Origin of the sequence: Streptomyces sp. NPDC005017 (assembly GCF_042873115.1) — a bacterium.
Taxonomy (GTDB): domain Bacteria; phylum Actinomycetota; class Actinomycetes; order Streptomycetales; family Streptomycetaceae; genus Streptomyces.
The window spans coordinates 1-25,268 of the sequence record NZ_JBIALD010000032.1; the positions used below are offsets into that span (position 1 = coordinate 1).

29 protein-coding genes are annotated in these 25,268 nt (G+C 71.7%); 6 read left to right on the forward strand and 23 right to left on the reverse strand.

The features are described from left to right. Positions 1-89: 89 nt before the first annotated feature. From ACFYR0_RS33115 to tsaB, 4 genes are read right to left on the reverse strand one after another with little or no spacing between them, the layout of a single operon-like run. A complete protein-coding gene (locus ACFYR0_RS33115) occupies positions 90-341 on the reverse strand; it encodes a hypothetical protein (RefSeq protein ID WP_389336515.1) in 252 nt (83 codons plus the stop codon). Continuing rightward, positions 338-1,429, reverse strand: coding sequence for a tRNA (adenosine(37)-N6)-threonylcarbamoyltransferase complex transferase subunit TsaD (gene tsaD / locus ACFYR0_RS33120; RefSeq protein WP_389336518.1), 1,092 nt, complete (start codon positions 1,427-1,429; stop codon positions 338-340). The genes ACFYR0_RS33115 and tsaD overlap by 4 nt, the downstream gene beginning before the upstream one ends. Further along, positions 1,422-1,949 carry a ribosomal protein S18-alanine N-acetyltransferase gene (gene rimI / locus ACFYR0_RS33125; RefSeq protein WP_389336521.1) on the reverse strand — a complete coding sequence of 176 codons (528 nt, stop codon included), beginning with the start codon at positions 1,947-1,949 and terminating at the stop codon, positions 1,422-1,424. Before rimI ends, tsaD begins: the two co-directional genes overlap by 8 nt. Further along, positions 1,946-2,599, reverse strand: a complete 654-nt coding sequence (tsaB, locus tag ACFYR0_RS33130) for a tRNA (adenosine(37)-N6)-threonylcarbamoyltransferase complex dimerization subunit type 1 TsaB (protein ID WP_389336524.1) — start codon at positions 2,597-2,599, stop codon at positions 1,946-1,948. Before tsaB ends, rimI begins: the two co-directional genes overlap by 4 nt. 108 nt (positions 2,600-2,707) lie before the next feature. On the opposite strand from tsaB, the gene ACFYR0_RS33135 reads away from it, so the two are divergent. Next, positions 2,708-3,262, forward strand: coding sequence for a hypothetical protein (locus tag ACFYR0_RS33135; protein ID WP_389336527.1), 555 nt, complete (start codon positions 2,708-2,710; stop codon positions 3,260-3,262). A 63-nt stretch (positions 3,263-3,325) separates the two neighbouring features. On the opposite strand, the gene ACFYR0_RS33140 is transcribed toward ACFYR0_RS33135, so the two are convergent. From ACFYR0_RS33140 to ACFYR0_RS33160, 5 genes are all read right to left on the reverse strand, one after another. Continuing rightward, the gene (locus tag ACFYR0_RS33140) at positions 3,326-3,478 is read right to left on the reverse strand and encodes a hypothetical protein (RefSeq protein ID WP_389336701.1); all 153 of its coding nucleotides are present in this window, start codon (positions 3,476-3,478) and stop codon (positions 3,326-3,328) included. Positions 3,479-3,745: 267 nt separating this feature from the next. Beyond that, positions 3,746-4,255: a tRNA (adenosine(37)-N6)-threonylcarbamoyltransferase complex ATPase subunit type 1 TsaE gene (gene tsaE / locus ACFYR0_RS33145; RefSeq protein WP_386377338.1), complete on the reverse strand. Its 510-nt coding sequence runs from the start codon at positions 4,253-4,255 to the stop codon at positions 3,746-3,748. After that, entirely contained in the window at positions 4,224-5,456 is a 1,233-nt protein-coding gene (locus tag ACFYR0_RS33150; RefSeq protein WP_389336530.1) for an alpha/beta fold hydrolase, read from the reverse strand. The genes tsaE and ACFYR0_RS33150 overlap by 32 nt, the downstream gene beginning before the upstream one ends. A 122-nt stretch (positions 5,457-5,578) precedes the next feature. After that, the gene (gene alr / locus ACFYR0_RS33155) at positions 5,579-6,805 is read right to left on the reverse strand and encodes an alanine racemase (protein ID WP_389336533.1); all 1,227 of its coding nucleotides are present in this window, start codon (positions 6,803-6,805) and stop codon (positions 5,579-5,581) included. Between the two features lie 38 nt (positions 6,806-6,843). Beyond that, positions 6,844-7,740: a L,D-transpeptidase family protein gene (locus tag ACFYR0_RS33160; protein ID WP_389336696.1), complete on the reverse strand. Its 897-nt coding sequence runs from the start codon at positions 7,738-7,740 to the stop codon at positions 6,844-6,846. Positions 7,741-7,849: 109 nt separating this feature from the next. Here ACFYR0_RS33160 and ACFYR0_RS33165 point away from each other — a divergent pair, with 109 nt between their 5' ends. Both ACFYR0_RS33165 and ACFYR0_RS33170 read left to right on the forward strand, forming a co-directional pair. Beyond that, the gene (locus ACFYR0_RS33165) at positions 7,850-8,221 is read left to right on the forward strand and encodes a holo-ACP synthase (RefSeq protein ID WP_386377333.1); all 372 of its coding nucleotides are present in this window, start codon (positions 7,850-7,852) and stop codon (positions 8,219-8,221) included. Positions 8,222-8,433: 212 nt separating this feature from the next. Beyond that, positions 8,434-9,861, forward strand: a complete 1,428-nt coding sequence (locus ACFYR0_RS33170) for an NAD(P)H-hydrate dehydratase (RefSeq protein WP_389336536.1) — start codon at positions 8,434-8,436, stop codon at positions 9,859-9,861. A gap of 120 nt (positions 9,862-9,981) precedes the next feature. Here ACFYR0_RS33170 and glmS read toward each other — a convergent pair whose 3' ends face one another. After that, positions 9,982-11,829 carry a glutamine--fructose-6-phosphate transaminase (isomerizing) gene (gene glmS / locus ACFYR0_RS33175; RefSeq protein WP_389336539.1) on the reverse strand — a complete coding sequence of 616 codons (1,848 nt, stop codon included), beginning with the start codon at positions 11,827-11,829 and terminating at the stop codon, positions 9,982-9,984. A 202-nt stretch (positions 11,830-12,031) separates the two neighbouring features. Here glmS and coaA point away from each other — a divergent pair, with 202 nt between their 5' ends. After that, on the forward strand, positions 12,032-13,000 hold the full coding sequence (gene coaA / locus ACFYR0_RS33180) for a type I pantothenate kinase (RefSeq protein WP_389336698.1): 969 nt from the start codon (positions 12,032-12,034) through the stop codon (positions 12,998-13,000). Between the two features lie 23 nt (positions 13,001-13,023). Then, positions 13,024-13,962, forward strand: coding sequence for a DUF389 domain-containing protein (locus ACFYR0_RS33185; RefSeq protein ID WP_389336542.1), 939 nt, complete (start codon positions 13,024-13,026; stop codon positions 13,960-13,962). 353 nt (positions 13,963-14,315) lie between these two features. On the opposite strand, the gene glmM is transcribed toward ACFYR0_RS33185, so the two are convergent. From glmM to rplM, 3 genes are all read right to left on the reverse strand, one after another. After that, on the reverse strand, positions 14,316-15,674 hold the full coding sequence (gene glmM, locus ACFYR0_RS33190; RefSeq protein WP_389336545.1) for a phosphoglucosamine mutase: 1,359 nt from the start codon (positions 15,672-15,674) through the stop codon (positions 14,316-14,318). A gap of 260 nt (positions 15,675-15,934) precedes the next feature. Further along, a complete protein-coding gene (gene rpsI, locus ACFYR0_RS33195) occupies positions 15,935-16,447 on the reverse strand; it encodes a 30S ribosomal protein S9 (RefSeq protein ID WP_103812805.1) in 513 nt (170 codons plus the stop codon). Positions 16,448-16,489: 42 nt separating this feature from the next. Next, a complete protein-coding gene (gene rplM, locus ACFYR0_RS33200; RefSeq protein ID WP_019526965.1) occupies positions 16,490-16,933 on the reverse strand; it encodes a 50S ribosomal protein L13 in 444 nt (147 codons plus the stop codon). A 295-nt stretch (positions 16,934-17,228) separates the two neighbouring features. On the opposite strand from rplM, the gene ACFYR0_RS33205 reads away from it, so the two are divergent. Beyond that, positions 17,229-18,110, forward strand: coding sequence for a hypothetical protein (locus ACFYR0_RS33205; RefSeq protein WP_389336548.1), 882 nt, complete (start codon positions 17,229-17,231; stop codon positions 18,108-18,110). A 44-nt stretch (positions 18,111-18,154) separates the two neighbouring features. Here the strand turns inward: ACFYR0_RS33205 and ACFYR0_RS33210 are convergent, their stop codons facing one another. From ACFYR0_RS33210 to map, 10 genes are all read right to left on the reverse strand, one after another. Further along, on the reverse strand, positions 18,155-18,901 hold the full coding sequence (locus ACFYR0_RS33210) for a polyprenol monophosphomannose synthase (protein ID WP_389336551.1): 747 nt from the start codon (positions 18,899-18,901) through the stop codon (positions 18,155-18,157). An 80-nt stretch (positions 18,902-18,981) separates the two neighbouring features. Continuing rightward, on the reverse strand, positions 18,982-19,428 hold the full coding sequence (locus ACFYR0_RS33215; RefSeq protein WP_389336554.1) for a hypothetical protein: 447 nt from the start codon (positions 19,426-19,428) through the stop codon (positions 18,982-18,984). 322 nt (positions 19,429-19,750) lie between these two features. After that, positions 19,751-20,614, reverse strand: a complete 864-nt coding sequence (gene truA / locus ACFYR0_RS33220) for a tRNA pseudouridine(38-40) synthase TruA (protein ID WP_389336557.1) — start codon at positions 20,612-20,614, stop codon at positions 19,751-19,753. A gap of 173 nt (positions 20,615-20,787) precedes the next feature. After that, positions 20,788-21,282, reverse strand: coding sequence for a 50S ribosomal protein L17 (rplQ, locus tag ACFYR0_RS33225; RefSeq protein ID WP_386377324.1), 495 nt, complete (start codon positions 21,280-21,282; stop codon positions 20,788-20,790). Between the two features lie 166 nt (positions 21,283-21,448). After that, positions 21,449-22,471, reverse strand: coding sequence for a DNA-directed RNA polymerase subunit alpha (locus ACFYR0_RS33230; protein ID WP_003966937.1), 1,023 nt, complete (start codon positions 22,469-22,471; stop codon positions 21,449-21,451). Positions 22,472-22,614: 143 nt separating this feature from the next. After that, positions 22,615-23,019 (reverse strand): 30S ribosomal protein S11, encoded by a 405-nt coding sequence (rpsK, locus tag ACFYR0_RS33235; protein WP_003956432.1) that lies wholly within the window; start codon positions 23,017-23,019, stop codon positions 22,615-22,617. Positions 23,020-23,085: 66 nt separating this feature from the next. Then, positions 23,086-23,466: a 30S ribosomal protein S13 gene (gene rpsM / locus ACFYR0_RS33240; protein WP_389336560.1), complete on the reverse strand. Its 381-nt coding sequence runs from the start codon at positions 23,464-23,466 to the stop codon at positions 23,086-23,088. A 196-nt stretch (positions 23,467-23,662) separates the two neighbouring features. Beyond that, a complete protein-coding gene (gene rpmJ / locus ACFYR0_RS33245; RefSeq protein WP_004984509.1) occupies positions 23,663-23,776 on the reverse strand; it encodes a 50S ribosomal protein L36 in 114 nt (37 codons plus the stop codon). Between the two features lie 60 nt (positions 23,777-23,836). Continuing rightward, positions 23,837-24,058: a translation initiation factor IF-1 gene (gene infA, locus ACFYR0_RS33250; RefSeq protein ID WP_004927214.1), complete on the reverse strand. Its 222-nt coding sequence runs from the start codon at positions 24,056-24,058 to the stop codon at positions 23,837-23,839. 363 nt (positions 24,059-24,421) lie between these two features. Continuing rightward, positions 24,422-25,258: a type I methionyl aminopeptidase gene (gene map / locus ACFYR0_RS33255; RefSeq protein ID WP_386377322.1), complete on the reverse strand. Its 837-nt coding sequence runs from the start codon at positions 25,256-25,258 to the stop codon at positions 24,422-24,424. Positions 25,259-25,268 lie beyond the last annotated feature (10 nt).

Genomic DNA, 25,268 nt, shown 5'->3' on the forward strand with positions numbered 1-25,268 from the left:
TTACCTCGCCGGCCTCCACCTCCGCGCCTCGATGATCTGGATCAACGACCTGCTGAAGACGACTGGTTGATCACAACATCACACAGTCCCTAGTCGGCCGACTCGAACCGCCACCGGTGCACCGCCCGGGTCACCAGGTCCGCGTCCGGTTCCGGCAGCTCGGGCAGCTCGGCGTCGTACGCCGCCTCCCACCAGGTGATCACCAGCACCCGGTCCTGGGGCGCGCGAAGCGTCTCACGGCGCAGGGGCTCGGCCGGGAGCGCCTGGGCGCGGGCCCAGGCGAGCAGCTCCGGGCCCCGGCCGGGCAGGGCCCGCGCCTCCCACATCAGGGCGACCGTCACGGGTACAGGTTCTCCTTGCCCGCCTCGTGCACATGGTCGTGACCGTGCCCGGGGACATGGGTGTCGGTCACCGGCAGGGAGGAGTCCGCCGAGAGGTCCCAGTCGGAGGCGGCCCGGCCCCGGGCGACCATCTCGGCGCCGAGGGCGGCCACCATCGCGCCGTTGTCGGTGCACAGCTTCGGCCGCGGCACCCGCAGCCGGATACCCGCCCGCTCGCAGCGCTCCTGGGCGAGGGCGCGCAGCCGGGAGTTGGCGGCCACGCCACCGCCGATCATCAGGTGGTCGACGCCCTCGTCCTGGCAGGCCCGTACGGCCTTGCGGGTCAGCACGTCCACGACCGCCTCCTGGAAGGACGCCGCCACGTCACGCACCGGCACCTCCTCGCCCGCGGCCCGCTTCGCCTCGATCCAGCGCGCCACGGCCGTCTTCAGACCGGAGAAGGAGAAGTCGTACGCCGGGTCGCGCGGCCCGGTCAGCCCGCGCGGGAACGCTATGGCCCGCGGGTCGCCCTCCCTGGCGTAACGGTCGATGACCGGGCCGCCGGGGAAGCCCAGGTTCAGCACCCGGGCGATCTTGTCGAAGGCCTCGCCGGCCGCGTCGTCGATGGTGGCGCCCATCGGACGGACGTCGGAGGTGATGTCCGAGGACAGCAGCAGCGAGGAGTGACCGCCGCTGACCAGCAGGGCCATCGTCGGCTCGGGCAGCGGGCCGTGCTCCAGCTGGTCGACGCAGATGTGCGAGGCGAGGTGGTTGACGCCGTAGAGCGGCTTGCCGAGGGCGTAGGCGTACGCCTTGGCGGCCGAGACGCCGACCAGCAGCGCGCCGGCGAGGCCGGGACCCGCGGTGACCGCGATGCCGTCGAGGTCCCTGGCGCTGACCCCGGCCTCCTTCAGGGCGCGGTCGATGGTCGGCACCATCGCCTCCAGATGGGCGCGCGAGGCCACCTCGGGCACGACGCCGCCGAACCGGGCGTGCTCGTCGACGCTGGAGGCGATCGCGTCGGCCAGCAGGGTGGTGCCGCGCACGACGCCCACACCGGTCTCGTCGCAGGAGGTCTCGATCCCCAGCACCAGGGGTTCGTCAGTCATGGTTCTCGGTTCCTTGTACGGAGGCCGCGCCCGCTGCGGGGCCGCTGTCGGACGCGGTGGTCAGGCGCATCACCAGGGCGTCCACGTTCCCCGGCTGGTAGTAGCCGCGCCTGAACCCGATGGGTTCGAAGCCGAAGCGCTCGTAGAGCCGCTGCGCGCGGACGTTGTCCACCCGGCACTCGAGCATGACCTCGGCGCACTCGAAGGCGGTCGCCGCCCTCAGCAGCTCGGCCAGCAGCCGCGCCCCGAGGCCGGTGCCCCAGTGGTCGTGGGCCACGGCGATGGTCTGCACGTCCCCGAGCCCGCCGGAGGCGGCCAGGCCCGCGTAGCCGACGAGCCGGTCCCCCTCCTCGGCGACCACATAGCGACGGGTCGACCCGGGCCCGCGCGCATGGGCCAGCTCGGACCAGAACATCCCGCGGGACCAGGCGTCCTCCGGGAACAGCTCCTTCTCCAGGACCAGCACGGGATCGATGTCCCACCAGCGCATCTCGCGCACGGTCGTCACGGGTGCGGTCACTTCGGGGTGACCACCTTGTAGTTCCTGGGGACCTGGGCGTCCGGCCGGCGCAGATACAGCGGGCGCGGCTCGGGCAGCCCGACACCGGCCGCGAGCCGCTCCGCGGCCAGCCGGGCCAGGGCGGCGGCGGACACGTGCTCGGGCTCGTGGACGCGGGGGAAGGTGTCCGGGTAGAGCAGCGCGCCCGCGCCGACCGCGGGCAGGTCCGCGACCTCGCCTGCGATGTCGGCGGGCCGGTCGACGGCCGGATCGGTGACCCGGGTCCGCGAGTCGGCGTACCGGGCCCAGTAGACCTCCTTGCGCCGGGCGTCGGTCGCCACGACGAAGGGGCCCTCCAGGTCGGCGGCGTAGGCGAGGCCGTCGAGCGTGCACACACCGTGCACGGGCACCCCGAGCGCGAGCCCGAAGGTGTCGGCGGTCATGAGCCCGACGCGCAGACCCGTGTAGGGGCCGGGGCCGATGCCGACGACGATGCCGGTGACGGCGTCGAGCCGCAGCCCGGCCTCGGCCAGGACGCGGTCGACGGCGGGCAGCAGCAGCTCGCCGTGCCGGCGCGCGTCGACCTGGCTCGACGAGGCGATGACATCCGTGCCGTCGTGCAGGGCGACGGTCACGGCGGGGGTGGCGGTATCCAGAGCGAGCAAGAGCACGCAAACAGCCTACGGCCACCACGCTGCGGGCACGGCCGTCCCGTTGGGCCGGACGGTGACTGCTAACGTCACCACGAATCAGGACGTACGACGCAGAGGTGGACGACCGTGACAAGTTCCGGCCCGGGGTTCGTGCTCGGCCTCACCGCGGCGGCCCTGACGACGATCGGCTTCCTCGCCTACCAGGCCTCCGCGAACATCCCCCCGGAGCTGGACCGCGCACACGTGGACTCCCCCGCCGGCGTCTCGTTCACCAAGGCCCCGCGCGACACGCGGCACCCCGCCGCCCTGCCGTCCGGGTCCGGGGCGGGGCGGCGCGTCGTGTACTCGCTGGACGACGACCGGGTCTGGCTGGTCGGCACCGGCAACAAGGTCCGCCGCACCTTCGCCGTCGCCCCCGGCAGCGTCGATCCCGCGCCCGGGACCTACCGCGTCACCTCGCGGTCCAGCAAGGTCACCGGAACGGACGGCACGCCCATCGAGCACGTCGTCCGTTTCGCGAGCGTGGACCATGTGGCGATCGGCTTCAGCGCGGCCCTGGACGGCGCGACCCCGCGGCCGGACATGCGGGTGAAGTCGGGCGGCATCCGCGGGTCGCGCGCGGACGGCGACGCCATGTGGGCCTTCGCGACGATCGGCCACAAGGTCGTCGTCATCCGGTAGCCGCCGCGCACCGGCCATCGGGCTCCGGGGCCTGGGCCGCCTCGGGCCTGGGCCGCCTCGGGCCTAGGCCGCCTCGGGGCGCTCCGCGGGCAGGGGTGCGGGCGCGCGCGGCGGTGTGGAGACCTCCGCCGCGGCGGCACAGGCCGCGAGCAGGTCGCGCATGGACACCGCGGGCATCGCGCGGGGCGTGTTCTCGTCACGTTCGATGGCCTGCACGGACGCCTCCTGGAACTGGGGGCGGGCGTGGTTAGGCAGACCTAACCACGGACTGGCTACCATGTGACCACGCCGATGACCGGGGGCGCAATATCTTCCCGACGCTTTGTCGGAAAGCCCGGGTGAACGCCGAGAGCACGGGTGGACGCCGCGGGGGCGCCAGCGACGGCGCCCGCGCGCCGGCACGACGGACCGCGTCGGTCTCAGGCGGCCGGAGGAACGGCTCTCACGCGGCCGGAAGGGGTCTCAGACGGCCGGAACCGGATCTCACGCGGCCAGGACCGTGAGGTCCACCGGGGCCCAGCGCTCGCCGAGCCCGGTCAGCGTCACCTGCCGCACCTCGTCGGTCGTCTCCCCCACCGCCCGGTGGATGGTCACCTGGAGGCGGTCGTCGGTCAGCTCCTCGACCTTCCCCTCGCCCCACTCCACGACGACCACGGACTCCGGCAGCGAGACGTCGAGATCGAGGTCCTCCATCTCGTCCAGACCGCCGCCGAGACGGTACGCGTCCACGTGCACGAGCGGCGGCCCGTCCCCGAGCGCGGGGTGCACCCGGGCGATGACGAACGTCGGCGAGGTGACGGCCCCCCGCACCCCGAGCCCCTCCCCGAGGCCGCGGGTCAGGGTCGTCTTGCCCGCCCCCAGCTCCCCGCTGAGCATGACGAGGTCCCCGGCGCGCAGCACCTTGGCCAGGCGCCGCCCGAGCTCACGCATCTGGTCGGGAGAAGTGACGGTCAGCCGGGCCTCAGCCGGGCTGTGCGGTGCTGCTGCTTCCATAGCCACCCACGGTAGCCCCTGCCGGGACGGCCCCCGCACGGGTGAGCAGGTCGGCGAGCCGGTCGGTGACCACTTCCGGGTGCTCCAGCATCACCAGGTGCCCGGCGTCCGGGACGAGCACCAGTTCCGCGTCCGGCAGCCGGCCGGCGATCGCCTCGCTGTGCTCGCTCGGCGTGACCAGGTCCCGCACGCCCGCCAGCACCAGCACCGGCAGGTCCCGGAAGTGCGCGAGCGCCTCGGCCTTGTCGTGCTCCGTGAAGGCCGGGTAGAACTCCGCGACCACGTCGATCGGGGTGCCCTCGATCATCCGCTCGGCGAACCGGGCGATCGCCGGGTCGACGTCCCGGGTCGCGAACGAGTACCGCTTGATGACCCCGGCGAACAGGTCGGCCGTCGCCCGCCGTCCCCTCTCCACCAGTTCGGCCTGCTGCCCGAGCGCCTTCAGCACGCCCGGCAGCACCCGCCGTACCGCGTTCACCCCGGCGACCGGCAGCCCGAAGTTCACCTCGCCGAGCCGCCCCGAGGACGTCCCCACCAGCGCCACGGCGACCACCCGGTCCCGCACCAGCTCGGGGAACTGCGCGGCCAGCGCCATCACCGTCATCCCGCCCATGGAGTGCCCGACCAGCACGATCGGCCCCTCCGGCACGGCCGCGTCGATCACGGTCCGCAGATCGCGCCCGAGCCGGTCGATGGTCACCGGCTCGTCCCGCTCGATCTGCGCGTGCCCGCGCCCGGACCGGCCGTGGCTGCGCTGGTCCCAGTGCACGGTCCGTACGACACCCCGCAGCGCGGCCCGCTGGAAGTGCCAGGAGTCCTGGTTGAGGCAGTAGCCGTGGCTGAAGACGACCGTGACGGGGGCGGGTGCCTTGCGGCCGAACAGCCGCCGCCGGCGCGGCGCGGTGCCGCCCTCCGGCTCCACGTCGTCGACCTCGTAGTACAGCTCGGTGCCGTCGTCGGCGTACGCCCTGCCGGGGGTGCCGCGCAGCGCCCCGAACGGGCCCGCGGAGTCCAGGGCGAGACGTGCCTTCTGGCGCATGCCGCGCCCCACGGTCATCCGCTCCAGGGCGACACCGGCCGCCGCGCCCGCCGCGACGACGCCTATCGCGACGCCCGCGATCCCGGTGGCCCGGCGCCAGTTCCCGGCCGCCCCCGCGGCGGAGGCGGCGGCCACGACGGCCTCCGCGCTGCTCTCGCTCACGTACCGCTCCTCACTCGGTGTGCCGCTGTCCGTGCCGGGGTGCTGCTGCCGTTCTACCCGCCCGCTGTTGCCGTGGTGTTGCCGTCGTGCCGTGCACCGCGCGGGTCAGGCGTGCGTCCGCCTCATCCGTCCTGACCGTCGGCGTCCGCTTCCGCGCCTGCGTCCGCTTCGGCATCTGCTCCTGCGTCCGCTTCCGCGTCGACGTAGACGCGCGGGACGCGGGCGCCGATCCGGGTGACGATCTCGTAGGCGATGGTGCCCGCGGCGTTCGCCCAGTCCTGCGCGGTGGGCTCGCCGCGGTCGCCGGGGCCGAAGAGGACCGCCTCGGCGCCCGCCTCCGGCTCGTCCCCGCCGAGGTCGACGACGAACTGGTCCATCGCGATCCGCCCCGCCGCCGTACGCCACTTGCCGCCGACGAGGACGGGTCCGGCGCCGGAGGCCTGGCGCGGGACGCCGTCCGCGTAGCCGACCGGGATCAGGGCGAGGGTGGTGTCGCCGGCGGTGGTGTAGTGGTGGCCGTAGCTCACGCCGTGGCCGCCGGGCACGTGCTTGACCAGGGCCAGGGACGCCGAGAGCGTCATCACCGGGCGCAGGCCCAGCTCGGCCGGGGTGCCCAGTTCGGGGCTGGGCGAGACGCCGTAGAGCGCGATGCCCGCGCGGACCAGGTCGAAGTGGGACTCGGGAAGGGTGAGCGCGGCGGGCGAGTTGGCGATGTGCCGCACCTCGGGGCGCACTCCCCGGCCCTCGGCGTGGGCCACCATCTCGCGGAAGCCGGTGAGCTGGGCGGCGACGGAGGGGTGGCCGGGCTCGTCGGCGCAGGCGAAGTGCGACCACAGACCCGTGATCCGGATCAGCCCCTCGCGCTCGGCGTTCAGCGCCTCGGCGACCAGCTCCGCCCAGTCGCCCGGCTGGCAGCCGCCGCGCCCGAGCCCGGTGTCGGCCTTGAGCTGCACCCGCGCGGGGCGGCCCGCCGCGCGGGCGGCCCCGACGACCTCGCGCAGGGCCCACAGGCCGCTGACGGACACGTCGAGGTCGGCCTCGATCGCCTCGCGCCAGGGCCCGCCGGGCACCCACAGCCAGCACATGATCCGGACGTCGCGCAGCCCGGCCGCGCGCAGCGCGAGGGCCTCCTCCGGCGTCGCCGTGCCCAGCCAGGTCGCCCCCGCCGCCAGCGCCGCCCGGGCGCAGCGCAGCGCGCCGTGGCCGTAGGCGTCGGACTTCACCACGGCCATCACGGCCGCGCCGGACGCCTTCGCGCGCACGGTGCGCACGTTGGCCCGCAGCGCGGCCAGGTCGATCTCGGCGCGGGCGCGCAGCGGGGCGGAGGGCGGGCTTGCAGTCTCAGTCATCCCGCCCAGTGTCTCAGAGGCCCCGCGCGGGCCCCCGCTCACGTGCCCGGCCGTCGCCCCCACACGTACACCCGGTCCCCCTTCCTCAACACGCCCCACAGCTTCCTCGCGTCCCCGAGCCGGAGGTTGACGCAGCCCATCGACCCGACGGTGGTGAAGATCGTCCCGTACACGGCGTGGAAGGCCTGACCGCCGCTGAAGAACTGGGAGTACGGCATGGGCTGGCCGTAGAGCGTGGACACGTGGTTCTTGTGCCGCCAGTAGACGGTGTGCCAGCCGGTCCGCGTCCGGTAGCCGGCCCGGCCGCTGCGCATCGGCACCGGGCCGTGGACGACCTTCCTCCCCTTCTGCACCCACAGCAGCTGGCGGTTCAGGTCCACGCAGGCGACCCGGCGGGCGCGCACCGGGCACTTCCCGGCAGCGTTGGGGTTCCGGCCCGCGCCGACGAGCTGCATCCGCGCCCAGGTGACCGGGCCGGCGAAGCCGATCGCCGGGGTGATCCGGTGCTTCAGCTGGAACGCCCGGATGGCCCTGCAGTCGGCGGCCGACTGTCTGCCGTCCGCCTTCAGCCTCAGCCACTTCTCGACCTGCCGCTGATAGGGCCCCGTCTGCTTGCTGCACTTCACACGGGCGACCGCCTCGCCGAGGGGCACGTACTCGACGAGGTCGTAGGCCCCGGCGGCCGCCGCCCGGGGCTCCACGGCCTCCTCGCGGGGGGAGAGGGCGCGGACGCGGGGCGCCAGGGCCTGGTCGGGTGTGTCCCGGGGCCAGGCCTGCGCCGCTCCGGGCACGAGCGCGCTGCGTTCCCCGGGGGCGGGCGGCGGATGCACGGCCGCGGTGGCCGTGGCGACGGGGAGCAGGACCGTACCGGCGAGAAGGACGGCGACGCTCCGGCGCGCGAGCGGTCCACGGTCCCCACGAGAGCTGTGCTGCACACGACTGGTCACACGATCAGCAAAACCGCCGCCCGTTGCGGCCCGGGTCAGCCGCGCGGCGGGGTCACCCGGACGTACGCGGCACCCCGGCCCCCTTAGGGTGCTCGGCATGAGCATCATCGGGGTCGGTATCGACGTGGCGGAGATCGACCGGTTCGCCGCGGCCATGGAACGCACGCCCGCACTCGCCCAACGCCTCTTCGACGACAACGAGTTGCTGCTGCCCAGCGGGGAGCGCCGGGGCATCGCCTCGCTGGCCGCCCGGTTCGCGGCGAAGGAGGCCCTGGCCAAGGCCCTCGGTGCGCCGCCCGGACTGCTGTGGACGGACGCGGAGGTCTACGTCGAGGACAGCGGGCGGCCACGGCTGCGGGTGACCGGTACGGTGGCCGCCCGTGCCGCCGAACTCGGCGTGCGCTCCTGGCATGTGTCCCTCAGCCATGACGCGGGGGTGGCGTCGGCGGTGGTGATCGCGGAGGGGTGAGGGTTCGGGTGCCCGGGCTGGGCGGGGTCGGGTGCCCGGGCTGGGCGGGGTCGGGTGCCCGGGCTGGGCGGCTTCGGGTGCCCGGGCTGGGCGGCTTCGGTTGCGGGCGGCCGCGGGGTCGTCGTGGGTGGGCGCGCAGTTCCCCGCGCCCCTTGGGGCGGTTGTGTGCGGGGCGGTGGTGGGCCTCGGGGGTGCACGGCAGACTCGTCGTCATGCGTACTGCGTACAGCGTGGAGTCGGTGCGGGCCGCCGAGCGGGACCTGATGGCGCGTCTCCCGGAGGGCGCCCTGATGCAGCGGGCCGCCGCCGGGCTGGCCGCCGCCTGCGCCGAACTGCTCGGCCGGGTCTACGGCAGCCGGGTCGTCCTCCTGGTCGGCTCGGGCGACAACGGCGGTGACGCCCTGTACGCCGGTGCCCGACTGGCCCGCAGGGGCGCGGGCGTCACGGCGGTGCTGCTCTCCCCCGAACGGGCCCACGCGCAGGGGCTGGCGGCCCTGCGCCGGGCGGGCGGCACGGTGACGGACCCGGCCGCGGCCGACGCGCTGATCGAGCGGGCCGACCTGGTGCTCGACGGCATCGTGGGCATCGGCGGCAAGGGCGGTCTGCGGCCGCAGGCCGAGCGCCTCGCCGCGGCGGCGGGCCGCGCGCGGGCCGCCGTCGTCGCCGTCGACCTGCCGAGCGGGGTGGACGCCGACACGGGCGAGGTGCCGGGCGCCGCGGTCCGCGCCGATCTGACGGTCACCTTCGGCACCCACAAGCCGGGCCTGCTGATCGACCCGGCGCGCGACCACGCCGGTTCCGTACGGCTCGTGGACATCGGCCTCGAACTGCCCGAGGACGCCGAACTGGAGGCCCTCCAGCACGAGGACGTGGCCCGGCTGCTGCCGCTGCCCACCTCGGGGAGCGACAAGTACCGGCGCGGCGTCGTCGGCATCGCTGCCGGTTCCGCCCGCTACCCGGGGGCGGCCGTCCTCGCGGTGGCGGGCGCCCTGCGGGGCGGCGCGGGCGCGGTCCGCTACGTCGGTCCGGCCGGCGAGTCGGTGCTCGCGCGCTACCCCGAGACGCTGGTGTCGGAACGCGGCCCGGCCAAGGCGGGACGCGTCCAGGCCTGGGTCGTCGGCCCCGGCGTGGCCGACGACGCGACCACGGTCGCCGAGGTCCTGGCCTCCGACGTCGCCGTGCTGATCGACGCGGACGGCCTGCGCCTGGCGGACCGGGCCACCGTGGCCGCACGCCGGGCCCCGACCCTGATGACCCCGCACGCCGGAGAGGCCGCCGCGCTGCTCGGAGTGACCCGCGAGGAGGTCGAGGGCGCCCGGCTGAGGTCGGCCCGCGAACTGGCGGGCAGATACGGGGCGACCGTCCTGCTGAAGGGCTCGACCACGCTGGTCGCCGAGGCGACGGGCCCGGTCCGGGTGAACCCCACCGGCACCCCCTGGCTGGCCACCGCGGGCAGCGGCGACGTCCTCTCGGGCCTGGCCGGCTCCCTGCTGGCGGCGGGGCTCGCGCCCCGGGACGCCGGAAGCGTGGCCGCGTACCTGCACGGTCTGGCGGGCCGGTACGCGGCCGACGGCGCCCCCGTCGGGGCCCACGACGTGGCCGACGCCCTCCCGGAGGCCTGGCGCGACACCCGCGACTGAACCGCGCCGGGCGGATGGCCGCGCGGGCGGGTGGCCGGGCCCGCCACGGCATCGCCGAACCGCCGGGCGGGCGCACCGCCCTACTCCACCGTCACCGAACCGCCGGGCGGGCACACCGCCCTACTCCACCGTCACCGACTTCGCCAGGTTCCTCGGCTGGTCCACCTCGTTGCCCCGGGCCGTGGCCAGCTCGCAGGCGAAGACCTGGAGCGGGACCGTGGCCACCAGGGGCTGAAGAAGCGTCGGCGTCGCGGGGATACGGATCAGATGGTCGGCGTACGGCACGACCGTCTCGTCCCCCTCCTCGGCGATCACGATGGTGCGGGCACCGCGGGCCCGGATCTCCTGGATGTTGGACACGATCTTGTCGTGCAGCACGGAACGCCCGCGCGGCGACGGCACGACCACCACCACCGGCACGCCCTCCTCGATCAGCGCGATGGGGCCGTGCTTGAGCTCGCCCGCCGCGAAGCCCTCGGCGTGCATATAGGCGAGTTCCTTCAGCTTCAGCGCACCCTCCAGGGCGACCGGGTAGCCCACGTGCCGGCCGAGGAACAGCACGGTGTCGCGGTCGGCCAGGGAGCGGGCCAGCGCGCGGACCGGCTCCATGGTCCGCAGGACCTCCTCGACCTCCGAGGAGATCCTCGCCAGGTCCCGCACGACGGCCCGGATCTCGTCGCCCCACTTGGTGCCGCGCACCTGGCCCAGATACAGGGCGACCAGATAGCAGGCGACGAGCTGCGTCAGGAACGCCTTCGTCGAGGCGACCGCCACCTCCGGCCCGGCGTGCGTGTAGAGCACGGCGTCCGACTCGCGCGGGATCGTGGAGCCGTTGGTGTTGCAGATGGCCAGCACCTTGGAGCCCTGCTCACGGGCGTGCCGCAGGGCCATCAGCGTGTCCATGGTCTCGCCGGACTGGGAGATCGCGATCACCAGCGAGCGGGGGTCCAGGATCGGGTCCCGGTAGCGGAACTCGCTGGCCAGCTCCACCTCGCAGGGGATGCGCGTCCAGTGCTCGATGGCGTACTTGGCGATCAGCCCCGCGTGGTACGCCGTGCCGCACGCGACGAGGACGACCTTGTCCACCTCGCGCAGCTCGGCCGCGCCGATCCGCACCTCGTCCAGGGTGAGCGAACCGGCCGCGTCGATCCGGCCCAGCAGGGTGTCGGCGACCGCCTTGGGCTGCTCGGCGATCTCCTTGAGCATGAAGTAGTCGTGGCCGCCCTTCTCCGCCGCCGACACGTCCCAGTCGACGTGGTAGGAGCGCACCTCGGCCGGGGCGGCGTCGAAGCCGGTGACCGTGACGCCGTCCCGGCGCAGCTCCACCACCTGGTCCTGGCCCAGCTCGATCGCCGAGCGGGTGTGGGCGATGAAGGCGGCGACGTCCGAGGCGAGGAAGGCCTCGCCCTCGCCGACGCCCACCACCAGAGGTGAGTTCCGCCGCGCGCCCACCACCACGTCCGGCGCGTCGGCGTGCACCGCGACCAGCGTGAACGCGCCCTCCAGCCGACGGCACACCAGCCGCATCGCCGCTGCCAGGTCGGCGGTCGCGGAGAACTCCTCCGCCAGCAGATGGGCCACCACCTCGGTGTCCGTCTCCGAGGCCGGCCGGTGACCGCGCTCGGCGAGCTCGGCGCGCAGCGGGGCGAAGTTCTCGATGATCCCGTTGTGCACGACGGCCACCCGGCCGGCGTTGTCCAGGTGAGGGTGGGCGTTGGCGTCGGTCGGGCCGCCGTGCGTGGCCCAGCGGGTGTGCCCGATACCGGTCGAGCCGGCCGGCAGCGGGTGCTCGGCCAGCTCCTTCTCCAGGTTGACCAGCTTGCCGGCCTTCTTCGCGGCGGCCAGTCCGCCGTCCGCGAGCACGGCGACACCCCCCGAGTCGTAGCCCCGGTACTCCAGACGCTTCAGCCCGGCCATCACGACGTCCAGCGCCGACTGCGGCCCTACGTATCCCACGATTCCGCACATGTGCCGCAGCCTACGGTCGGATCCACACCCGAACACGTCACCGTGTGCCCGATTTCGGAAATAATCAAGCCCGTTCGGACCCTCAGGACGCGACTTCCACCTCATCGGCCCCCGACCCGGCCCGGGCCCGAGGTGACGGAGCACACCCGCCACGCCGTTCAAACTCCGTTAACAATGGACTGTGATCTCTCCGGTCTCCTCGATGCCCCGGAGCGCCCACCGGCCCAGGCCGGAGGCGACTCCCTACGTCGACCTCACCCGAGCCGAGTGGAGCGCGCTGCGCGACAAGACGCCGCTCCCCCTCAGTGCCGAGGAGGTCGAGAAGCTGCGCGGCCTCGGCGATGTCATCGACCTCGACGAGGTGCGTGACATCTACCTGCCGCTGTCCCGGCTGCTCAACCTCTACGTCGGCGCCACCGACGGGCTGCGCGGCGCGCTGAACACCTTCCTCGGGGAACAGGGCTCGCAGTCCGGCACGCCCTTCGTCATAGGGGTCGCCGGTTCGGTCGCGGTCGGCAAGTCGACCGTGGCCCGTCTGCTCGCGGCACTGCTGTCCCGCTGGCCGGAGCACCCGCGCGTCGAGCTGGTCACCACCGACGGCTTCCTGCTGCCCACCCATGTGCTCCAGGAACGCGGCCTGATGTCCCGCAAGGGCTTCCCCGAGTCCTACGACCGCCGCGCGCTGACCCGGTTCGTCGCCGACATCAAGGCCGGGAAGGGCGAGGTGACCGCGCCGGTCTACTCCCACCTGATCTACGACATCGTCCCCGGCGAGAAGCTCACCGTGCGCCGCCCGGACATCCTGATCGTCGAGGGCCTGAACGTCCTCCAGCCCGCCCTGCCCGGCAAGGACGGCCGCACCCGCGTCGGCCTCGCCGACTACTTCGACTTCAGCGTGTACGTCGACGCCCGGGTCGAGGACATCGAGCGCTGGTACCTCAACCGCTTCAAGCGGCTGCGCGAGACGGCGTTCCAGAACCCGTCCTCGTACTTCCGCAGGTACACCCAGGTCGCCGAGGACGAGGCCCTGGACTACGCCCGCACGATGTGGCGCACCATCAACAAGCCCAACCTGGTGGAGAACATCGCCCCCACCCGGGGCCGGGCCACCCTGGTCCTGCGCAAGGGCCCGGACCACAAGGTCCAGAGGCTCTCCCTGCGAAAGCTGTGAACGGCGGCTGCTAGAAAGGGCGCATGCTGCATCTGCGTCTGATCACACCGGCCGGGAAGACCGACGCCGTGGTCCGTCTGATCGAGGGCACGCTCGGCACCACGCACCTGGTCGTGGTGCCGGGCGCCGCGCGCAACCCCGCGGGGGACGTGGTCATGTGCGACGTGGCCCGCGAGGCAGGCGACGAACTCATCGGCAGGCTCCAGGAACTGGGGCTCGACGCGACGGGCTCGATCGCCGTCGAGAACATCGACCTGTCCATCTCCCTGCGGGCCGACAAGGCAGAGGAGGAGGCACCGGGCGAGGCGGCCGACGCGGTCCTGTGGGAGCACCTGACGGACGTGACGCACGAGGAGTCGACGCTCAGCGTCACCTACGTGGCCTTCCTGACGGTGGCCACCATGATCGCCGCCTGCGGTGTGATGCTGGACAACGCGATCCTCATCGTCGGCGCGATGGCCGTCGGCCCGGAGTTCGGCCCGCTGGCCGGCATCTGCACGGCCCTGGTGCAGCGCACCCCGAAGCTGGTGCGGCGCTCGCTGTGGGCGCTGCTCGCCGGGTTCGGCATCGCCATGCTGCTGACGGCCGGCTTCGGCTGGCTGATGGACGCCGTCGGCCTGTTCAACAAGGACATGATCGAGGCGGACCGCCCCAACACCGCCTTCATCTGGCAGCCCGACATGATGTCCTTCGTGGTGGCCTTCCTCGCGGGCATCGCCGGAACGCTGTCCCTGACCTCGGCCAAGTCGGGCGCCCTGATCGGCGTCGCCATCTCGGTCACCACGGTCCCCGCCGCCGCCAACGCCGCGATGGCCTTCACCTACGCCGACTACTCCCAGACCTGGGGCTCCACCGCCCAGCTCCTCGCCAACCTGGGCGGAATCATCACCGCGGGCACCCTCACGCTGCTGGCCCAGAAATGGTTCTGGGCCAGACACCGCAGAGTGACAGACCCCGCATAGCCCCCGAAGGGGCGCGGGGAACTGCGCGATCTTTTAGGGGCGCGGGGAACTGCGCGACCAGCCACAGGCGACCGGCACCCGAGGACGGGCAGGATCCCACCCCAGGGGCGCGGGGAACTGCGCAGCCTCTCAAGGGACGCGAGGACCACGCGGCCTCTTTCAAGGGGCGCGGGGAACTGCGCGACTCTTCAGGGGCGCGAGGAACTACGCGGCCTCTTCAGGGGCGCGGGGAACTGCGCGACGAGCCACGACGAACCCGCAGCCCGCCACGCACAGAACCCGGCACCCCGAACCCGGCCCACACAGAACCGCCCCGCACAGAACCCCGCAGCCCAACCCCGCCAGACCCGGCGTCAGCCCAACGCCGACTTCACCACATCGGCCAACCGCCCGGCCACGGACCGGGCCTGGTCGATGTCCGCCGCCTCCACCATCACCCGAACCAACGGCTCCGTCCCGGAGGACCGCAACAGCACCCGCCCCGTCGACCCCAGCTCCCGCTCCGCCTCGGAGACCGCCGCCGCCAGCTCCGCGGAGGTCGACACCCGGGACTTGTCCACGTCGGGCACATTGACGAGCACCTGCGGCAGCCGCTCCATCACACCCGCCAGCTCCCGCAGCGAACGCCCCGTCTCGGCGACCCGCGCGGCCAGCATCAGCCCGGTCAGCGTGCCGTCACCGGTCGTCGCGTGGTCGAGGATGATCACGTGCCCAGACTGCTCACCGCCGAGCGCGTACCCGTGGGCCTTCATCTCCTCCAGGACGTAACGGTCACCGACCGCCGTCTGCAGCAGCCGGATGCCCTCCCGCTCCAGCGCCAGCTTGAAGCCGAGGTTGGACATGACGGTCGCGACCACGGTGTCGGCCCGCAGCGCCCCCCGCTCCCGCATGGCGAGGGCGAGGACGGCCAGGATCTGGTCGCCGTCGATCTCCTCACCGGTGTGGTCCACGGCGAGGCAGCGGTCGGCGTCACCGTCGTGCGCGATGCCGAAGGCGGCCCCGTGCTCGACGACGGCCGTCCTGAGCTTGTCGAGGTGGGTGGAACCGCAGCCGTCGTTGATGTTGAGCCCGTCCGGCTCGGCCCCGATCGTGATGATCTCGGCACCGGCCCGGGAGAACGCCTCGGGCGAGACCCGCGCGGCCGCGCCGTGCGCCTCGTCGAGGACGATCTTCAGCCCGTCGAGCCGGTTCGGCAGCACACCGACGAGGTGGGCGACGTACTTGTCGAAGCCCTCGTCGTAGCTGCGCACCCGGCCGACGCCCGAGCCGGTCGGCCGGTCCCACGGGGCGCCGGTGCGGTGCTCCTCGTAGACGGACTCGATCCGGTCCTCCAGCTCGTCGGCGAGCTTGTGGCCGCCCCGGGCGAAGAACTTGACGCCGTTGTCGGGCATGGCGTTGTGGCTGGCGGAGAGCATGACGCCCAGGTCGGCGCCGAGCACGCCGGTCAGATAGGCGACGGCGGGCGTCGGCAGCACGCCCACCCGCAGCACGTCCACCCCCGCACTGGCCAGGCCCGCCACCACGGCGGCCTCCAGGAACTCCCCGGACGCGCGCGGGTCCCGTCCGACCACCGCGGTCGGCCGGTGGCCCTCGAAGGTGCCCGCCTCGGCGAGCACATGAGCCGCCGCGACGGAGAGACCGAGGGCCATCTCGGCCGTCAGATCCGCGTTGGCGACACCGCGCACGCCGTCCGTGCCGAAGAGTCGTCCCACTTGTCCTCCTGAGAAAAGCGTCCGTTCGGGAAGCCGTGCCGGTGCGGCCCGCACGCCTGCCCCTTCCGGGCCCTCGATGCCCGGGACGGGCCCTCGATGCCCGGGGCATCACATCACACAAGCCGTAAAACGTCTTGTGTCGTTATACGCCCATCGCTGGGATAAACGAACGCCCCGACGGCACTGTGGCGTGCCGCCGGGGCGTTCGATGTACGGCGGGCGGGGCAGGGCCCCGCAGTCGTACGAGCAGGCAGCGAAGCTTAACGCTTGCTGTACTGCGGAGCCTTGCGGGCCTTCTTCAGACCGGCCTTCTTGCGCTCGACCGCACGGTCGTCGCGCTTGAGGAAGCCGGCCTTCTTCAGCGGGCCGCGGTTGTTGTCGACGTCGGCCTCGTTCAGCGCGCGGGCGACACCGAGACGGAGCGCACCGGCCTGACCGGAGACGCCGCCACCCGCGATGCGGGCGATGACGTCGTAGCGGCCCTCGAGCTCGAGGACCTTGAACGGCTCGTTGACTTCCTGCTGGTGCACCTTGTTCGGGAAGTAGTCCTCGAGGGTGCGACCGTTGATCTTCCACTTGCCGGTGCCCGGGACGATCCGGACGCGGGCGATGGCGTTCTTGCGACGGCCCAGGCCGGCGGCCGGCTGGGGCTCACCGAAGCGCGAGGCGAGGGACTCGGAGGTGTACTCACCCTCCACCGGGACCTCGGACTCGGTGGTGTAGCTGTCGATGTCAAGCTCTTCGAGCGGCTGCTCGGCAGTGGTCTCGGCCACGATGCTCCTCAGATTCTGTTCGGTCTTAGGGGGTGGCCGGAACTACTGCGCGACCTGGGTGATCTCGAACGGCACCGGCTGCTGGGCAGCGTGCGGGTGCTGGTCGCCCGAGTAGACCTTCAGCTTCGAGAGCATCTGACGGCCCAGGGTGTTCTTGGGGAGCATGCCCTTGACGGCCTTCTCGATGGCCTTCTCGGGGTTCTTCGCCAGCAGCTCGTCGTAACGGACGGAGCGCAGACCACCCGGGTAGCCGGAGTGGCGGTACGCCATCTTCTGGGTCCGCTTGTTGCCGGACAGGTGCACCTTGTCGGCGTTGATGATGATGACGAAGTCACCGGTGTCGACGTGAGGGGCGTAGATCGGCTTGTGCTTGCCGCGCAGGATGGAGGCGGCGGTGCTGGCGAGACGGCCGAGGACAACGTCCTGGGCGTCGATGACGTGCCACTGGCGCGTCACATCGCCGGGCTTGGGGCTGTACGTACGCACGGTTCGTAGCCTTCGCTTCTTCAGTGAATGGTCCTGACAGGTCACCGAAGACGATCACGACAGCCGAGACCGCACTGCGGTGACGCAAACCGCGTGCTGGTCGCTGGTCATCGGCCCGGTGGACCGGTGTAAGGGCCCGTCCCGTGAGAATGAGCAAGCCAATACACAACGAACACGCAGGATACCTACGACGCCACGCCCGGGTCAAAACGAGGCGGGACACCGCTGGTGCCGACTGCGCAAGACACCCACTCTACTGGTCTGGCGGCGCGCCGTCCCCTCTAAGATGCGCCCCATGAGCTATGGGCAGGGGGGACCCCAAGGCCAGTGGGATCCCTGGAAACCGAATTCGCAGCAGCAGACCTGGAGCAGCGGCGGCGACGGCACTCCGGACTGGGCGGCACTGGCGGAGGCGTCCGAAGCACGCAACAAGCGGCGGCGGCTGCTGTTCATCGTCGGGGGCGCGCTGGCCACCGTGGCGGTGGGCACGGCGGTCGCGGTCGCCGTGGTTTCGGCGAACGACGGCGGCGCGGAGGCGGGCCGGCCGTCCTCACGGCTGCCCTCCACGGCGGACATCCCGTCCTCCACCGGCCCGGCGCCCTCCTTCGCGCCCACCACGGCCCCGCCGCCGCTGGACCCGAAGGACTTCATCGCCTCCAAGAACAAGGACACGGCCCCGCTCAGCCCGGACATCCTCTTCCCGGGCACCCAGCTGACCATGGGCGAGACCGTCTACCGCAAGGGCCCGACCTCGGACAGCGAGAACTGCGCCGCGGTCACCCAGGGCACGCTGCCCAAGGTCCTCAAGGACAACGGCTGCCGACGCGTGCTGCGGGTGACGTACGTCAAGGACGGTGTCGCGGTGACCGTCGGCGTGGCCGTCTTCGACACCGAGGACCAGGCCACCGCGGCCAAGGGCCGGGCCGACGCCAAGAGCCTGGTGCGCGCGCTGCCCGGCAACGGTGTCAAGGACTTCTGCGACGGCGCCGTCTGCCGCTCCACCACCAACAGCTACGGCCGCTACGCCTACTTCACGGTGACCGGTTTCACCAACGGCAAGGACGTCACCACCAAGGACACCCAGGTGTTCGCCCAGGGTGACGACCTGGCGGAGTTCACCTTCCGTCAGATCCGCCGCCGCGGCGAGGCCCAGGCCTCGGCGGCCGCGCAGCAGTAGCGAGGCCGCTGCGGCCGGCACCGGGGGCCCGGCCGCAGCCCCGCTCAGCGGCGCTTCAGACGCAGCCGGATCGGCACGACGGCCGACTCCAGCTGCGTGCGCAGCGTCATCTTCGACGTGCCCTCCGTCCGCTCCTCGAAGCGGATCGGAATCTCCACGGCCCGGTGCCCGGCGCACACGGCCTTGTACTTCAGCTCCACCTGGAAGCTGTAGCCCGCGCTGTCCAGGGCGGTCAGGTCCACGTCCCGCAGGGTGGCGGCCGACCACAGGTTGAACCCGGCGGTGATGTCCCGGATGTCGGTGCCGAGCACCGTGCGGGCGTAGCGGTTGGCGAACCGGGACAGCAGCACCCGGTGCCGGCCCCAGTCCTCGTCCAGGGCGCCGCCCTCGACGTACCGGCTGCCGATCACCAGGCCGGCCCCCTCGGTCTCGGCCCGCTCCAGCATGCGCGGGACGGCCTCCACCGGGTGGGAGCCGTCGGCGTCCATCTGGACCACGTACGCGGCACCCTCGGCGAGCGCGGCGCTCATACCGGCCGTGTAGGCGCGGCCCAGCCCGTCCTTCTCGGTGCGATGCAGCACGCTCATCCGCGGGCCGTCCGCGTTGTACTTCTCGGCGAGCTCCTCGGCGATCCGCCCGGTGCCGTCCGGGCTGGAGTCGTCGACGATCTTCAGACGCAGTCCGGGCAGCGGCAGCGACAGCACCGCCTCCGCCATGCGCGGCAGGTTCCCCGCCTCGTTGTAGGTGGGCATCACCACGGTGACACGCACACCCTCCGGGTCGTACGTCATTCTCTTCCCCTCCCCTACGGGCGCGGACCGTCCCGGCGCCCCGACTGCGGATGCGCTCAGTGGCTCTTGAGCAAGATGCGCTATTCGCTCGTACCGTTCGCGTCGCGGAACGGGATCTCGGCCGGCAGCCGGTAGTGCGGGTTGCCCCTGACCGCGGAGGCGATGATGTCGTCCGCTCTCGGATCGGTCAGCCCGTCGAGGACGATCACGTCGAACTTGCCGGCTCCGACCGCGGCCTCGTAGGCCTCGTCGCCGCTGTAGTACTTGCCCTTCTCGTCCTTGTACTCCATGCCGAAGAGGCTGTGCCACCGCCGGCGGCTGGATTTGTCATACAGGTAATAGACGGGGACTTCGGGAGTCGAGGCGAGGTACTCGCCCTTGCGGTCCACGTGCGGCGCGATGGCGTTGATCATCTTCGTGGAGTTCGGCCAGATGCCGAAACGCCGGTCCGCCCGCTGGACACCGAGGCAGAGCACGGCCGTCCAGAGCATGATCCCGAGCTGGGGACAGCGGAAGTGCGCACCCACCAGGCGGGGTCATCCCCACGCCGGTCATCGGCGCCGCGAAGAGCAGACCGAAACCGACGTGCCTGAACAGCGAGACCACGGTCCCCAGGCGAATCCCGTACGCCGGAGCCGGCAGCGCCGTACCGCACGGCGCCAGCCCGAGCAGGGCGCGCCAGCGCCAGCCGGGGCCACCGAGCCGCAGGGCGAGCGGCGACTCGTTCATCCGGCCGCGCCGCACGTACGACACGGCGCCGCCGACGGCGGCCAGGAACATCAGCCAAGCGAAGCACTACGTCAGGTGAGTCGCCCTATGCCCCGGTATAAACACGTGAAGGGGGCGTGACTAACAGGTTTCACACCCGGATGAACCAGGCAGAGAACGCCGATTCCGCGCTTCCCTGCTCCGCGCCGCCAGCAACTCGTCCGCCGGATAGCCGACCTCCTCCAGCGTCAGCCCGTGCGGCCGTACGACATGGACCGCCGAGTCCCGCACCCCCGCGGCGAGCACCTTGCCCGGCCAGTCCGCCGGACGGTGGCCGTCGCCGACGAAGAGCAGCGCGCCGATCAGCGAGCGGACCATGTTGTGGCAGAAGGCGTCGGCCCGCACCGTGGCCGTGATGATCCCGTCCTCGCCCCGGACCAGGCTCAGCTCCTGCAGGGTACGGATCGTCGTGGCGCCCTCGCGCTTCTTGCAGTACGCCGCGAAGTCGTGCTCCCCCAGCAGCGCCCGGGCCGCCTCGTTCATCGCGTCGACGTCGAGCGGCCAGTCGTGCCAGAGCACGTGCCCCCGCAGCAGCGGGTCGACCCCGCCCGGGTTGTCGGTGACCCGGTAGGCGTAGCGCCGCCAGACCGCCGAGAAGCGCGCGTTGAACCCGCCGGGCGCCTCCCGCAGCGCCCACACCCGTACGTCACGGCTCAGCCGCCCGGCCATCCGCTTGAGCAGCTTCTCGTGATGCTCACGCCACACCGCCTCCGGCAGATCCACATGCGCGACCTGCCCCCGCGCGTGCACCCCGGCGTCGGTGCGCCCCGCGACCGTCAGCTCATAGGTCTCCTGCGACCGCGTCACCGTCCGCAGGGCGTCCTCGATCTCCCCCTGCACGGTCCGCCGCCCGCCGGCCTGCTTGGCCCAGCCGGAGAACTCACTCCCGTCGTACGACAGATCGAGACGGACACGAACATGACCGGGCGCTGCTTCATCACTCACGTAGAGATCCTCTCAGGAACACGAAAAAGCGGGCCCGCTCCTCGAAAGGAGCGGGCCCGCGAACGCCCTTCTCGGGGGCGCGGGGCTGTGTCGATCTGCGGCTACCGCCGCGCGTGCGCGGTCAACCACGACGAAGCCGCGGCCGGGAACGCACAGCCACCCGAGTGGAACGCTTACGCGTCCTTCGACTCCTCGGCGGAAGCCTCGGCGGCGTCGTCGGCCTTGGTCTCCTCGACCTTGGCCGTCTCGGCCTCCTTGACCGCGCGCTTGGTGGCGGCCTCGGCCTCACCCACGGCGTTCTGCTGCACCGTCAGCGCCTCGACCAGCTCGATGACAGCCATGGGCGCGTTGTCGCCACGACGGTTACCGATCTTGGTGATGCGGGTGTAGCCACCGGGACGGTTCTCGTACCGCGGGCCGATCTCGGTGAAGAGCGTGTGGACGACGCTCTTGTCCGTGATGACCTGGAGCACCTGACGGCGGTTGTGAAGGTCGCCCTTCTTCGCCTTGGTGACCAGACGCTCGGCGTACGGACGCAGGCGGCGGGCCTTCGCCTCGGTGGTGGTGATGCGGCCGTGCTCGAAGAGCGCCTTCGCGAGGTTCGCGAGGAGCAGCTTCTCGTGCGCGGCGCTGCCGCCCAGACGGGCACCCTTGGTGGGCTTCGGCATGGTGTTTCTCCTAGGTGTCTGCCCCGGCCGTATCAGGTACCGGAGTCAGTATCCGAGCGGGCGGATGCCCGTCGAAGATCCGGGCGCCTTTTCAGACGCCCGGAGGGTCCACGCCCCAAGGGGCGCGGGGAACTGCGCGACCGGCCACAACGGACCGGAAGCCGAATCAGTACTGTTCCGTCTCCACGAAGCCCGCGTCCGCGTCGTCGTCCGCGCCGAACGCGTCCGCCGCAGCGGTCGGGTCGAACCCGGGAGGCGAGTCCTTGAGCGCCAGACCCATACCCGCCAGCTTCGCCTTGACCTCGTCGATGGACTTCGCGCCGAAGTTGCGGATGTCCAGCAGGTCGGCCTCGGAACGCGCCACGAGCTCACCCACGGAGTGGATGCCCTCGCGCTTGAGGCAGTTGTAGGAGCGGACCGTGAGCTCCAGCTCCTCGATCGGCAGCGCCAGGTCGGCGGCAAGGGCGGCGTCCGTGGGGGACGGGCCCATGTCGATGCCCTCGGCGTCGATGTTCAGCTCGCGGGCGAGACCGAACAGCTCGACCAGGGTCTTACCGGCGGAGGCCATGGCGTCACGCGGACGCATCGCCTGCTTGGTCTCGACGTCGACGATCAGCTTGTCGAAGTCGGTGCGCTGCTCGACACGGGTCGCCTCGACCTTGTAGGTGACCTTGAGAACCGGCGAGTAGATGGAGTCGACCGGGATACGGCCGATCTCCTGGCCCACCTGCTTGTTCTGCACGGCGGAGACGTAGCCGCGACCGCGCTCGACGGTCAGCTCCATCTCCAGCTTGCCCTTGCCGTTGAGCGTGGCGAGGACGAGGTCGGGGTTGTGCACCTCGACACCGGCCGGGGGCGCGATGTCGGCGGCGGTGACCAGACCCGGGCCCTGCTTGCGCAGGTACATCACGACCGGCTCGTCGTGCTCCGAGGAGACGACCAGCTGCTTGATGTTGAGGATCAGGTCGGTGACGTCCTCTTTGACGCCCGGCACGGTGGTGAACTCGTGCAGCACGCCGTCGATCCGGATCGAGGTGACGGCGGCACCCGGGATCGAGGACAGGAGGGTACGGCGGAGGGAGTTGCCGAGGGTGTAGCCGAAGCCCGGCTCCAGCGGCTCGATCACGAACCGGGAGCGGAATTCGTCGACGACCTCTTCGGTCAACGAGGGACGCTGAGCGATCAGCATGTGTGGATCAGATCCTTCTTTCGTGGACGCCCGCTATTTGACGCCCGACGGAACCGCACCCATGACGGATACGGGTACTGCAAGGGTACGGGCGGCACGACCCGAAGGAGCCGTACCGCCCGAGCAGCCCTGCGAAGCCGACGTCAGACGCGACGACGCTTCGGCGGGCGGCAGCCGTTGTGCGGGGTCGGGGTGACGTCCTGGATGGAGCCGACCTCGAGGCCCGTGGCCTGCAGGGAGCGGATCGCGGTCTCGCGACCGGAACCCGGGCCCTTCACGAACACGTCGACCTTGCGCATGCCGTGCTCCTGGGCGCGGCGGGCAGCCGACTCGGCGGCCATCTGCGCGGCGAACGGCGTGGACTTCCGGGAGCCCTTGAAGCCGACGTGGCCGGCGGAGGCCCAGGAGATCACGTTGCCGGACGGGTCCGTGATCGAGACGATCGTGTTGTTGAACGTGCTCTTGATGTGCGCGTGGCCGTGAGCGACGTTCTTCTTTTCCTTGCGGCGCACCTTCTTGGCAGCGCCCTGACGACCCTTGGGGGGCATCTATAACTCCTACGGGAGGTGGTCGGTCCTACAGCGAAGACCGCTGGACGGCGAGTCCGCTGCGGACTACTTCTTGCCCGGCTTCTTCTTGCCGGCGATGGCGCGACGCGGGCCCTTGCGGGTGCGGGCGTTGGTGCTGGTGCGCTGACCGCGGACGGGCAGGCCACGGCGGTGACGCAGACCCTGGTAGCAGCCGATCTCGACCTTGCGGCGGATGTCGGCCTGGATCTCGCGACGGAGGTCACCCTCGGTCTTGATGTTGCTGTCCACGTACTCGCGGATCGCGACGAGCTGCTCCTCGGAGAGGTCGCGAACGCGGGTGTTGGGGTCGACGCCGGTCGCAGCCAGCGTCGCCTGCGAAAGAGTCCGGCCGATGCCGAACACGTAGGTGAGGGCGACCTCCACGCGCTTGTCGCGCGGGATGTCAACACCGGAAACGCGTGCCATTCAATGGCTCCTGGTGATCTTCGGAGGTCTTCCGCAGAACCGGCTCCCAGCCGCCGTACCAGGTACGAACTGGGTCCCCGGCCTCCGAACCGGGGGTGTCAGACCGCACAGGGTCTGGGTTCTGCCTATGAACAAATTCAGCTCGCGTCGCGCGAAACTCTGCGATGGAGGTGCAGAGGGTGAGATCTGTGTGCGATCAGCCCTGGCGCTGCTTGTGGCGCGGGTTCTCGCAGATGATCATGACCCGGCCGTGACGGCGGATCACCCTGCACTTGTCGCAGATCTTCTTGACGCTCGGCTTGACCTTCATTGGGTGAGGTTCTCCGGGTCAGTTGCCGGCAGCCCCGCTCGCACGGGACCTGGGCAAGATCTACTTGTACCGGTAGACGATCCGGCCACGCGTCAGGTCGTACGGAGACAGCTCCACCACGACCCGGTCGTCAGGGAGGATGCGGATGTAGTGCATACGCATCTTGCCGCTGATGTGTGCCAGGACCTGGTGGCCGTTCTGGAGCTCGACCCTGAACATGGCGTTCGGCAGAGACTCGACGACAGTGCCCTCGATCTCGATGGCACCTTGCTTCTTGGCCACGCTTCGCCCTTCGAATCGACTACCTTGATCGACTCTCGTGCGAGAACCCGCGATGCCCTTCACCATGAGGTGTTCCGCCGGAAGGCATGCAGACATGCGGGTACACAAGAGACGACGAGTCAGTCTACGTCAGCGCACCCGGAAAGACGAATCGGGGAAGTCTGCCCCGTGGGGGAGATCATTACTCAAGCGGGACCGGGCCCTTCGCGACAACCGCCCTCACGGGCGGCCGGCGGCGGGGCACCTCCCCCGGCTTCGATCGCCCGCGCCGGCTTCCGGCCGGCCTTGACGCCCCGGCTTCCGGCCGGACCGACGGGCCGGGACAGGGCCGGGAAGACAGGGCCCGGAAGACAAGGCCGGGACTCAGGCCAGCGGGTCCGGCGCGGCCGTGATCCCGAACTCGGCCAGCTTGGCCCGGCCGCCGTCGGGGGCGGTCAGCACCAGCGGGCCCTGCTCGGTCAGGGCGACGGAGTGCTCCCAGTGCGAGGACCAGGTGCCGTCGGTCGTGATGACCGTCCAGTCGTCCTCCAGCACCTCGGTGCGCGGAGTGCCGAGTGACACCATCGGCTCGATGGCCAGGCAGAGGCCGGGCACCAGCTTCGGGCCCTTGCCGCGACGCCGGTCGACGTAGTTCAGCAGGTGCGGGTCCATGTGCATCTCGGTGCCGATGCCGTGGCCGCCGTAGTCCTCGATGATCCCGTAGCGGCCGCCGCCGGCCTTCGGCTGACGGCGGATGTAGGTCTCGATCGCCTTGGAGATGTCCACCAGGCGGTTGCCCTGCTTCATCGCGGCGATGCCCGCCCACATCGACTCCTCGGTCACCCGGGAGAGCTCGATCAGCTCCGGGGCGTGACCGGAGCCCACGAAGGCCGTGTAGGCGGCGTCACCGTGCCAGCCGTCGACGATCGCGCCGCAGTCGATGCTGATGATGTCGCCGTCCTTGAGGACGACCTCGTCGGAGGGGATGCCGTGGACGACGACCTCGTTGGCCGAGGTGCAGATCGTCGCGGGGAAGCCGCCGTAGCCGAGGAAGTTCGACTTGGCGCCGTGCTCGGCGAGGACCTTGCGGGCGACCTCGTCCAGGTCCTTGGTGGTGGCTCCCGGCACGGCCGCCTCACGCGTCGCCGCGTGGATGGCCGCGACGACCAGGCCCGCCGCGCGCATCTTGGCGATCTGCTCGGGGGACTTGATCTGCACCATGGGAGGCGGG

What these genes read in the sequence shown, in the direction of transcription:
- ACFYR0_RS33170 (WP_389336536.1), top strand. Translation starts at nt 8,434, where the DNA reads ATGCGTACTGCGTACAGCGTGGAGTCGGTGCGGGCCGCCGAGCGGGAC.
- tsaD (WP_389336518.1), bottom strand. Translation starts at nt 1,429, where the DNA reads ATGACTGACGAACCCCTGGTGCTGGGGATCGAGACCTCCTGCGACGAG.
- rplQ (WP_386377324.1), bottom strand. Translation starts at nt 21,282, where the DNA reads ATGCCGAAGCCCACCAAGGGTGCCCGTCTGGGCGGCAGCGCCGCGCAC.
- ACFYR0_RS33185 (WP_389336542.1), top strand. Translation starts at nt 13,024, where the DNA reads ATGCTGCATCTGCGTCTGATCACACCGGCCGGGAAGACCGACGCCGTG.
- map (WP_386377322.1), bottom strand. Translation starts at nt 25,258, where the DNA reads ATGGTGCAGATCAAGTCCCCCGAGCAGATCGCCAAGATGCGCGCGGCG.
- rpsK (WP_003956432.1), bottom strand. Translation starts at nt 23,019, where the DNA reads ATGCCCCCCAAGGGTCGTCAGGGCGCTGCCAAGAAGGTGCGCCGCAAG.
- rpsM (WP_389336560.1), bottom strand. Translation starts at nt 23,466, where the DNA reads ATGGCACGCGTTTCCGGTGTTGACATCCCGCGCGACAAGCGCGTGGAG.
- tsaE (WP_386377338.1), bottom strand. Translation starts at nt 4,255, where the DNA reads ATGGAAGCAGCAGCACCGCACAGCCCGGCTGAGGCCCGGCTGACCGTC.
- ACFYR0_RS33230 (WP_003966937.1), bottom strand. Translation starts at nt 22,471, where the DNA reads ATGCTGATCGCTCAGCGTCCCTCGTTGACCGAAGAGGTCGTCGACGAA.
- ACFYR0_RS33165 (WP_386377333.1), top strand. Translation starts at nt 7,850, where the DNA reads ATGAGCATCATCGGGGTCGGTATCGACGTGGCGGAGATCGACCGGTTC.
- alr (WP_389336533.1), bottom strand. Translation starts at nt 6,805, where the DNA reads ATGACTGAGACTGCAAGCCCGCCCTCCGCCCCGCTGCGCGCCCGCGCC.
- coaA (WP_389336698.1), top strand. Translation starts at nt 12,032, where the DNA reads ATGCCCCGGAGCGCCCACCGGCCCAGGCCGGAGGCGACTCCCTACGTC.
- ACFYR0_RS33205 (WP_389336548.1), top strand. Translation starts at nt 17,229, where the DNA reads ATGAGCTATGGGCAGGGGGGACCCCAAGGCCAGTGGGATCCCTGGAAA.
- glmS (WP_389336539.1), bottom strand. Translation starts at nt 11,829, where the DNA reads ATGTGCGGAATCGTGGGATACGTAGGGCCGCAGTCGGCGCTGGACGTC.
- ACFYR0_RS33210 (WP_389336551.1), bottom strand. Translation starts at nt 18,901, where the DNA reads ATGACGTACGACCCGGAGGGTGTGCGTGTCACCGTGGTGATGCCCACC.
- rpmJ (WP_004984509.1), bottom strand. Translation starts at nt 23,776, where the DNA reads ATGAAGGTCAAGCCGAGCGTCAAGAAGATCTGCGACAAGTGCAGGGTG.